Consider the following 8877-nt stretch of genomic DNA (forward strand, 5'->3'; position numbering starts at 1 on the left):
GGCGAGGCGGCGCCGGCTCGGTGCCCCGCCGAGCCGGCGACCGCACTCACGGGGCCGCCGCCGCGGCCCCCGGGTAGAGCCGGCTCACCGTCTCCGCGACGCAGACCGGCTTGGCACCGGCGTCGCACTCCACCACCGCGTTGGTGACCAGCTGCACCCCGCCGTCGACCGGGGACACCTCGGCGATGGTGGCGACGGCCCGCACCGCGCTGCCGACGGGTACGGGGGCGGGGAAGCGGACCCGGTTGAGGCCGTAGTTGACCCCCATCCGTACGCCCCCGACCCGGTAGAGCCGACCGACCAGCGCCGGCAGCAGGGACAGGGTCAGGTAGCCGTGGGCGATCGTCCCGCCGTACGGCCCGGCGGCAGCCCGCTCCGCGTCGAGGTGGATCCACTGGTGGTCGTCGGTGGCGTCGGCGAAGAGGTCGACGCGGCCCTGCTCGATCCGCTGCCACGGACCCGGGCCGAGGGTCTCGCCGACCGCGGCGGCCAGCTCGTCGACGGAGGCGAAGGTCCTCATGCCAGGTGCCCTCCCAGTCGGGTGTAGCCGCGCAGCAGGTCCCGCGCGATGATCAGCCGCTGCATCTCGTCGGTGCCCTCGAAGATCCGGTAGAGCCGGACCTGCCGGTACCACCGCTCGACCGGCAGCTCCCGGGTGTAACCCATGCCGCCGTGGATCTGAAGCACCCGATCGACGACCCGGTTGACCATGCCGGCGCCGTAGAGCTTCGCCATCGAGGAGGCGTGCCGGGGATCCATGCCCTGGTCCACGGTCCACGCCGCCCGCAGGATCAACCAGCGGGCCGCCTCCAGCTCGGTCTCGGAGTCGGCGAGCATCCACTGGATCGCCTGGTTGTCGCCGATCGGCCGGCCGAACGTATGCCGGGTGGTGGCGTGGTCGATCGCCATCCGCAGCGCCCGCTCGGCGATGCCGACCGCGTGCGAGGGGATGGTGTAGCGCCCCTTGCCGATCCACTCCATCGCGAGGTCGAAGCCCTGGCCGGGCTCGCCGAGGATGTTCCGCCGCGGGACCCGTACGTCGTCGAAGACCAGCGACGCCGGCCCGCCCTCGCCCATCGTCTGGATGAACTCCGAGCGCCAGCCCATCGCCCGGTCCACGAGGAAGGCCGTGGCGCCGCCGTTGCGGGCCCCCTTCTCCCGGTCGGTGACGGCGATGACGATGGCGAAGTCGGCCTCGTTGCCGCCGGTGATGAAGGTCTTCTCGCCGTTGAGCACCCAGTCGCCGCCGTCGGGGCGGGCGCTGAGCCTGATGTTGGCGGCGTCGGAGCCGGCGCCCGGCTCGGTGATGGCGAAGCAGCTGCGCCGCTCCCCCTCGATCGTCGGGACCAGGAACTCACGCTTCTGCTCGTCATTGGCCCGGAACAGGATGTTGTCGGCCTCGCCGCCGAAGCGGAACGGCACGAACGAGCGGCCGATCTCGGTCCAGATCAGCGACTGGGTGACGGCGGGCAGGTCCATGCCGCCGTACTCCTCCGGGGTGGCCAGCCCCCAGAAGCCGAACGCCCGCGCCCTGAGCTGCAACTCGCGCAGCTCGTCGGGCTCCAGCCCGGGTCGGTGCGCGCGTTCGCGCCGCAGCAGCTCCTGCTCCAGCGGCACCACCTCCCTCGTGATGAAGTCGCGGGCCGTGTCGCGGACGGCCCGTTCGGTGTCCGAGAGCGCGAAGTCCATGTCCCCTCCGGGGTCGGGTGCGGTGCGGTGCTACGCGCGACTCAGCGCGCGCCGCCGTTGACGTACAGGGTCTGACCGCTGACGTACGAGGCGTCGTCGCTGGCCAGGAAGGCGATCACCGAGGCGATCTCGGTCGGCTGGGCGACCCGGCGCAGCGGGGTGTGCTCGGCGACCGCCCGCTGGTGCTCCTCGGGGCTGCTGCCCACCCGCTCGGCGGTGGCCGCGGTCATCGCGGTGGCCACGTAGCCGGGGGCGACCGCGTTCACGGTGACGCCGAACGGGCCCAGCTCGACGGCGAGGGTGGCGGTGAGGCCCTGCACGCCGGCCTTGGCCGCCGCGTAGTTCACCTGGCCCCGGTTGCCCAGCGCCGAGCGGCTGCTGAGGTTGACGATCCGGCCGTAGCGGGCCCCCACCATGTGCTCCTGCGCCGCCTGACAGCAGAGGAACATGCTGGTCAGGTTGGTGGTCAGCACCGCCTCCCACTCCGGCAGCGGCATCCTGAACAGCAGGTTGTCGCGGGTGATCCCGGCGTTGTTGACGAGCACGTGCAGCCCGCCGTACGCCTGCACCACCCGCTCGGTCATGGCGGCCACCGCCTCGGCGTCGGTCACGTCGCAGCCGATGCCGACGGCCCGGCCCCCGGCGGCGGCGATCTCGTCGGCGACGGCCCGGCTGCGCTCGGCGTCGAGGTCGACCACGGCGACCGCCGCGCCCTCGGCGGCCAGCCGGTGCGCGGTTGCCGCGCCGATGCCCTGCGCGGCGCCGGTGACGACGGCGACCCGGTCGGCGAATCTGGTCACGGTTTCCCCTGGCTCTAGAAGGCGTTGACGCCGGTGAGCGCGCGTCCGATGAGCAGTTGCTGGATCTGGCTGGTGCCCTCGTAGAGGGTGGCGACGCGGGCGTCGCGCAGGTACTTGCCGACGGGGTACTCGTCGATGTAGCCGTAGCCGCCGAAGACCTGGACAGCGTTGTTCGCCGCGCGCACGGCGGCCTCGCTGGCGAAGAGCTTGGCCGTCGACGCCTCGGTGGCGAACGGCTGACCCCGGTCGATCAGGTCGGCCACCCGCCACACCAGCAGCCGCGCGGCGTCGGTGTCGACGGCGATGGCGGCGAGCAGCTGCTGCACGAGCTGGTGGCCGGCGATGGGCTTGCCGAACTGGGTGCGCTGCCCGGCGTAGCCGACGGCCGCGTCCAGGCAGCCCTGGGCGATGCCGACGCAGCCGGCGGCGACCGACATCCGGCCCTTGGCCAGGGTGGCCAGCGCCAGCCGGAAGCCGGCGCCCTCCTCGCCCAGGCGCGCCGAGTCCGGCACCCGTACGGCGTCGAAGCGCAGCTCGCCGGTGGCCTGCCCGCGCAGGCCGAGCTTGCCGTGGATCTCCCGCCGGGTCAGGCCCGCCGAGTCGGTGGGCACCAGGAACGCGCTGATGCCCCGGTGCCCCGGGCCGCCGGTGCGGGCGAAGACCAGCGCGACGTCGGCGGTGGTGCCGTTGGTGATGAACATCTTCGCGCCGGTGATCAGCCAGTCGGTGCCGTCGCGCACCGCCCGGGTGCTCAGCGCGGCGGCGTCGGAGCCGCTGTCGGGCTCGGTCAGCGCGAAGCATCCCAGCGCGGTGCCGGCGCAGAGCCGGGGCAGCCACTCCGCCCGCTGCCCGGGGGAGCCGTGCGCGGCGACGGACTTGGCGACGAGCCCGAGGGAGACCGAGACGATGCCCCGCACGGCGGAGTCGCCCCGGCCGAGTTCCTCCAGCACCAGGCAGTAGGAGAGGTGGTCGCCGCCGGAGCCGCCGTCGTCCTCGGCGATGGTGAGCCCCAGAAAGCCGAGCTGGCCGAGCTTGCCGACGATGTCCGGGTCGACGCACTCCCGGCGGTCCCAGGCCGCCGCGTGCGGGGTCACCTCGCGGTCCACGAAGTCGGCGGCCAGCCGGCGGACCGCCTGCTGCTCGGCGGAGAGCTCCAGATCCATGCGCATTAAACTAGCGGTGCAAGTTTAAATCCGTCCAGACCCGGCTGTGGCAGAGTTTGCGGCGCAGGACCCGAGAGTGCGGCGCAGGACCCGAGCGAAGGAGGACCGGATGCCCCGGCCGCGGCAGGCGCTGCTCAGCCGGCAGCGGATCGTCGAGACCGCCGCGGCGCTGATCGACGCCGAAGGGCTGGAGGGCTTCTCGACCCGCCGGCTCGCCGCCGAACTCGGGGTGCGCGGGCCGTCGCTCTACAACCACTTCGCCACCAAGGACGAGATCCTCGACGCCGTGGCCGACAGCGTCACCGGCCAGGTGGACGTGTCGTTCTTCGGCCACGTCGACTGGCGGGAGGCGCTGCGCCGGTGGGGCCACTCCTACCGGGCGGCGCTGGCGGCGCACCCGAACATCGTGCCGTACCTGGCCCGGGGGCCCGGGCGCCGGCCGGCGGCCCTGGCCATGGCCGACGCGGTCTACGGCGGGCTGGTAGCCGCCGGTTGGCCCCCCGCCCGGGCGACGCACATCGGCGCCCTGATGCGCTACCTCGTGGCCGGCTCGGCGCTGGGCTCGTTCGCCCGGGGCTTCGTGGAGGACCCCGGGCTCTACGCGGAGCAGTACCCGCACCTGACCCAGGCCCACCGGCTGGCGGAGCACCAGCAGCGGGTGGACGAGGGCGCCTTCGTCCTCGGCCTCGACGCGCTCATCGACGGGCTGTCGCGCGTCTACGAGGAGCACATCGGGCCGCTGCCACCCCTCCCGCCGGCCGGCGGCGCGTACTAGAGTCAAAACTTGCGCTGCTAGTTTTGACTGACGTACGTGAGGGGCAGGATGGATCTCGCACGGACCGACTTCTACCTCGACGGAGAGTGGGTCGCCGCCTCCGGGGAGACCCTCGCGGTGCGCAACCCGGCGACCGAGGAGGTCGTCGCGTCCGTACCGGCCGGCACGGCGGCGGACGTGGACCGCGCCGTCGCGGCGGCCCGGGCCGCCTTCCCCGGCTGGGCCGCGACCGCGCCGGCCGAGCGGGCCGCGCGCCTGGACCGGCTGCACGCCGCGCTCACCGCCCGGGCCGACGAGATCGCCCGCACGGTCGCCACGGAGCTGGGCACCCCGCTGAAGGTGGCCGCCCGGGTCCACGCCGGTCTGCCGCTGACCGTCCTGGGCAGCTACGTGGAGCTGGCCGCCCGTCCCCCCGCCGACGAGACGGTCGGCAACTCGCTGGTGGTCCGGGAGCCGGTCGGCGTGGTCGGGGCGATCACCCCGTGGAACTATCCGCTGCACCAGGTCGTCGCGAAACTGGCGCCCGCCCTGGCCGCCGGCTGCACGGTGGTGCTCAAGCCCAGCGAGCTGACCCCGCTGACGGCGTACCTGCTCTTCGACGCCATCCACGAGGCCGGCTTCCCGCCCGGCGTGGTCAACCTGGTGCCCGGCACCGGCTCGGTGGTGGGCGAGGCCGTCGCCGCGCACCCGGACGTCGACATGGTCTCCTTCACCGGCTCGACGGCCACCGGCCGGCGGGTCTCCCACCTCGCCGCCGACCGCATCGCCCGGGTCGCCCTGGAACTCGGCGGCAAGTCGGCCAACGTCGTCCTCGACGACGCCGACCTGGCCACGGCGGTCAAGGTGGGCGTCGGCAACGCCTTCCTCAACTCCGGCCAGACCTGCACCGCCTGGACCCGGCTGCTGGTGCACCGCGACCGCTACGACGAGGCCCTCGACCTCGCCGCCAGGGCCGCCGAGGGCTACCGGCCGGGCGACCCGTTCGACCCGGCCACCCGGCTCGGCCCGCTGGTCTCGGCGGCGCAGCGCGAGCGGGTCCGCGACCACGTCGCCCGGGGGCTGGCCGACGGGGGCCGGCTGGTCGCCGGCGGCCCGGACGCGCCGCTGCCCGAGCGGGGGTTCTTCGTCGCGCCGACGGTGATCGCCGACGTCGACCCGGACAGCGCCCTGGCCCAGGAGGAGGTCTTCGGCCCGGTGCTCGCGGTCATCGGGTTCGACGACGAGGACGAGGCGGTGGCCATCGCCAACAACTCCCGCTACGGGTTGGCCGGGGCGGTCTGGTCGGCCGACGGGGAGCGGGCGCTGCGGGTGGCCCGGCGGATGCGTACCGGCGCCGTCGACATCAACGGCGCGCCGTTCAACCCGCTCGCCCCGTTCGGCGGCTACAAGCAGTCCGGGCTCGGCCGCGAGCTGGGCCGGCACGGGCTGGAGGAGTTCCTCCAGGTCAAGGCCATCCAGCGATGAGGGCGCTGGTGGTCCGGGCCGTCGACGCCCCGTTGCTGGTGGAGGAGATCGAGCTGCCGGCCCCCGGGCCGGGCGAGGTGCGGGTCGTCGTGCGGGCGGCGGGCGTCTGCCACTCCGACCTCTCCATGGTCGACGGCACGCTCGCGCCGCCGTACCCGCTGGTGCTGGGGCACGAGGCGGCCGGCGTGGTGGCCGCCGTCGGCGAGGGCGTCACGCGGGTCACGCCGGGCACGCACGTGGTGCTGAACTGGGCCCCGCCGTGCCGGGCCTGCTGGTACTGCGGGCGGGACGAGCCGTGGCTGTGCGAACGCACCGGGTCGCCCTCGGCGCCCCGGGGCCGCACGACGGCCGGCGAGCCGCTGCACGTCACGCTCGGCCTGGGCGCCCTGGCCGAGGAGGTGGTGGTGCCGCAGGAGGCGGTCATCCCGGTCCCGGCCGCGCTGCCGTTCGAGGCGGCGGCGCTGCTCGGCTGTGCCGTGCTCACCGGCGTCGGCGCGGTCCGCCGCACGGCGGGGGTGGCATCCGGCGAGTCGGTGGCCGTGGTGGGTCTCGGCGGGGTGGGGCTGTCGGTGGTCTCCGCCGCGCGGGCCGCCGGCGCCGACCCGGTGCTCGCCGTGGACGTCTCCCCGACGAAGGCGGCGCTGGCCGCCGCGGCGGGCGCCACCGACTTCCTGCTGGCCGACGGGTCGCTCAGCCGCGCGGTGCGGGAACGGACCGGGGGCCGGGGCGTCGACCACGCGCTGGAGTGCGTGGGGCGCGCGGCCACCATCCGCACCGCCTGGCGGGCGACCCGCCGGGGCGGGCAGGTGATCGTCGTCGGCATGGGCGCCAAGGACGACATCGTCGGGCTGGGCGCGCTGGACATCTTCCACTCGGCCCGCACGCTGCGCTCCTCGGTCTACGGCTCGTCCGACCCGGACCGGGACGTGCCCGAGCTGGCCCGGGCCGTGCTGGACGGCACCCTGGACCTCTCCTACCTGATCTCCGACCGGACCACGCTGGACGGCGCCCCCGAGGCCTTCGCCCGGATGGCGCGGGGCGAGGGCGCGCGCACCGTCGTGCTGTTCTGACGCCCTCCGCCGGCCCGGGCCGCCGTCCGGGCCGGGCCGCCGCCCCCCACCGCGCGACCACCGTACGCCCGGCGCGCACCCGGCCCCCCGCCGGCGCACCCGGCGCGGCACCCGGCCCCCGCCGGCGCGTCCCGGCCGGTGCGCCCGGGCCGGGGGCCGGTACGTCGCCCCGTCGTGCCCCGACACCTCCCGCGTCAGGAGAGCGCGCGGGCCAGTTCCGTGCGCGAGCGGATGCCGAGCCGGTGGAAGATGTTGCGCAGGTGGTGGTCGACGGTGCGGGTGGAGAGGAACATCCGGGCCGCGATCTCCCGGTTGGTGGCGCCCTCGGCGACCAGTTGCGCGATCCGCAGCTGCTGCCCGGTCAGCAGCCGCGCCGCCGACGGGTCGGGCGGGCCGACCGACTCCCCGGCGGCCCGCAGCTCGGTGGTGGCCTGCTCCGCCCAGACGGCCGCCCCGATCAGGGTGAACGTCTCCCGGGCCGCGTGCAGGTGCTCGCGGGCGTCGCGGGGGCGGCGGCTGCGACGCAGTTCGCGGCCGAGCAGCAGCTCGGTACGGGCCCGCTCGAACGCGCCGGCGTCCGTCGGGTGCAGGCGCAGGGCGGTGCGGAACTCCCGTTCCGCCTCGGCGCTGCCCCGGGGCGCGAGCAGTCCGTGGCAGCGCGCCGAGAGGGCCCGGCGGGACGGGCTCGCCGTGCTGCTGGCCCAGCGGTCGAAGACGGCGAGGGCCGCGCCGGCGGCCGGGCCATCCCCGACGGCGGCGGCGGCCTCCACCAGGTACGGGGTCGCCATCACCTGGACGAGCACCTGACCTCGGCCGGTGCCGGGCCGGGCCAGGGCGGCGAGTCGCGCGGTGGCGGCCCCGGGCCGCCCGTCGACCAGGTCGAGCGCGGCCAGCGCCCACTGGGCGAGGGCCCAGGGGCGGCTGTGCGCCCCCCGGTCCTCGCCGATCTCCCGGATCCGGCGCAGGGCGGTGTCCCGGTCGGCGCGGACGGCGGCCAGCACCGCCAGCATGCCCAGGTGCACGCCGGCCCAGTTCTCCTGGCCGGTGTCCCGGGCGATCCGCAGCCCCTCGTGGGAGCTGTCGGCCGCCGCGTCGTGCCGGCCCAGCCAGTACTCGGCCGCCGCCCGCAGCTCCAGCGCGCGCGGCAGCGCCGAGAACTCGCCCCGGTCGCGGGCCAGCGCGACGGCCCGCTCGGCGAGCCGGTGCGCCGCGCCGTCCACCGCGACCAGCAGCCCGGCCGCCGCCGCGCAGGTCAGGGCCGCTGGGGTGAGCGCCGGACCGGTCAGCTGTCCGGCCAGGACGACCGCCCGGCGCAGCGCGGGGCCGGCCCGCTCGTGGTCGCCCCGCAGGGTCGCCGCCGTCCCGGCCACGTACGCGCTCAGCAGCTCGGTCGCGGGCGGGGCGTCGGGGCGGCGCAGCGGCTCCGCCCGCCGGGCCACCTCGGCGTAGCGGTACTGGTCCCCGGCGAAGCAGGCGGCCTCGCCCGCCCGCACCAGCGCGCCGAGGGCCAGCGCGGGATCGATGCCGGCCAGCGCGTCGGCGGCGGACAACAGCGCGCCCAGCGCGGATCGGTGCCGCCCGGCGCGCAGCTCGATCTCCCCGCGCAGCAGCCCTGCCCGCCCCGTCACCGAGGCGTCCGCGACGGGGGGAAGGCCGGCCAGCAGCGACCGGGCCCGGTGCGCGCCGCCGAGGGACCAGGCGCACCGGGCGGCGGCCACCAGCCGGCCGGCGGCACGGACCGGGTCGTCGCTGAGTTCGGCCGCCCGCTGCAACGCCGCCGAGACGGCGGCCCCGCCGCCCGCGCACCCGGTCGCCGCTCGCTCCAGCTCGGCGGCCAGGGCCGGATCGGGGCCCTGCGCCGCGGCGGCGAGGTGCCCGGCCCGGCGCAGCCGGTGCCCGGCCCCGTCGAGCACGCC

At 76.1% G+C, this 8877-nt stretch carries 8 protein-coding genes; 3 read left to right on the forward strand and 5 right to left on the reverse strand.

The window, feature by feature from the left end:
* Positions 1 to 46 precede the first annotated feature (46 nt).
* From V6V16_RS19765 to V6V16_RS19780, 4 genes are read right to left on the reverse strand one after another with little or no spacing between them, the layout of a single operon-like run.
* On the reverse strand, positions 47 to 520 hold the full coding sequence (locus V6V16_RS19765) for a MaoC family dehydratase (RefSeq protein ID WP_334564115.1): 474 nt from the start codon (positions 518 to 520) through the stop codon (positions 47 to 49).
* Complete coding sequence (locus V6V16_RS19770; RefSeq protein ID WP_334564117.1) at positions 517 to 1689, reverse strand: acyl-CoA dehydrogenase family protein; 1173 nt, start codon at positions 1687 to 1689, stop codon at positions 517 to 519. The genes V6V16_RS19765 and V6V16_RS19770 overlap by 4 nt, the downstream gene beginning before the upstream one ends.
* Before the next feature lie 41 nt (positions 1690 to 1730).
* Positions 1731 to 2489 carry a 3-oxoacyl-ACP reductase FabG gene (gene fabG, locus V6V16_RS19775; protein ID WP_334564119.1) on the reverse strand — a complete coding sequence of 253 codons (759 nt, stop codon included), beginning with the start codon at positions 2487 to 2489 and terminating at the stop codon, positions 1731 to 1733.
* A 14-nt stretch (positions 2490 to 2503) separates the two neighbouring features.
* Positions 2504 to 3652: an acyl-CoA dehydrogenase family protein gene (locus V6V16_RS19780; RefSeq protein WP_334564120.1), complete on the reverse strand. Its 1149-nt coding sequence runs from the start codon at positions 3650 to 3652 to the stop codon at positions 2504 to 2506.
* Positions 3653 to 3761: 109 nt separating this feature from the next.
* On the opposite strand from V6V16_RS19780, the gene V6V16_RS19785 reads away from it, so the two are divergent.
* From V6V16_RS19785 to V6V16_RS19795, 3 genes are read left to right on the forward strand one after another with little or no spacing between them, the layout of a single operon-like run.
* A complete protein-coding gene (locus tag V6V16_RS19785) occupies positions 3762 to 4427 on the forward strand; it encodes a TetR/AcrR family transcriptional regulator (protein ID WP_334564121.1) in 666 nt (221 codons plus the stop codon).
* 48 nt (positions 4428 to 4475) lie between these two features.
* Positions 4476 to 5891, forward strand: a complete 1416-nt coding sequence (locus tag V6V16_RS19790; protein WP_334564123.1) for an aldehyde dehydrogenase family protein — start codon at positions 4476 to 4478, stop codon at positions 5889 to 5891.
* Positions 5888 to 6961 (forward strand): alcohol dehydrogenase catalytic domain-containing protein, encoded by a 1074-nt coding sequence (locus V6V16_RS19795; RefSeq protein WP_334564125.1) that lies wholly within the window; start codon positions 5888 to 5890, stop codon positions 6959 to 6961. Before V6V16_RS19790 ends, V6V16_RS19795 begins: the two co-directional genes overlap by 4 nt.
* 194 nt (positions 6962 to 7155) lie before the next feature.
* Here V6V16_RS19795 and V6V16_RS19800 read toward each other — a convergent pair.
* Positions 7156 to 8877: LuxR C-terminal-related transcriptional regulator (locus V6V16_RS19800; RefSeq protein WP_334564127.1), on the reverse strand; the 1722-nt coding region annotated here is incomplete at its 5' end.

This window comes from Micromonospora sp. CPCC 205561, assembly GCF_036906775.1.
Lineage (GTDB): Bacteria > Actinomycetota > Actinomycetes > Mycobacteriales > Micromonosporaceae > Micromonospora.

Coding starts and splice junctions, on each gene's coding strand:
- V6V16_RS19765 (WP_334564115.1), bottom strand. CDS start 520: ATGAGGACCTTCGCCTCCGTCGACGAGCTGGCCGCCGCGGTCGGCGAG.
- V6V16_RS19770 (WP_334564117.1), bottom strand. CDS start 1,689: ATGGACTTCGCGCTCTCGGACACCGAACGGGCCGTCCGCGACACGGCC.
- V6V16_RS19780 (WP_334564120.1), bottom strand. CDS start 3,652: ATGGATCTGGAGCTCTCCGCCGAGCAGCAGGCGGTCCGCCGGCTGGCC.
- V6V16_RS19785 (WP_334564121.1), top strand. CDS start 3,762: ATGCCCCGGCCGCGGCAGGCGCTGCTCAGCCGGCAGCGGATCGTCGAG.
- V6V16_RS19790 (WP_334564123.1), top strand. CDS start 4,476: ATGGATCTCGCACGGACCGACTTCTACCTCGACGGAGAGTGGGTCGCC.
- V6V16_RS19795 (WP_334564125.1), top strand. CDS start 5,888: ATGAGGGCGCTGGTGGTCCGGGCCGTCGACGCCCCGTTGCTGGTGGAG.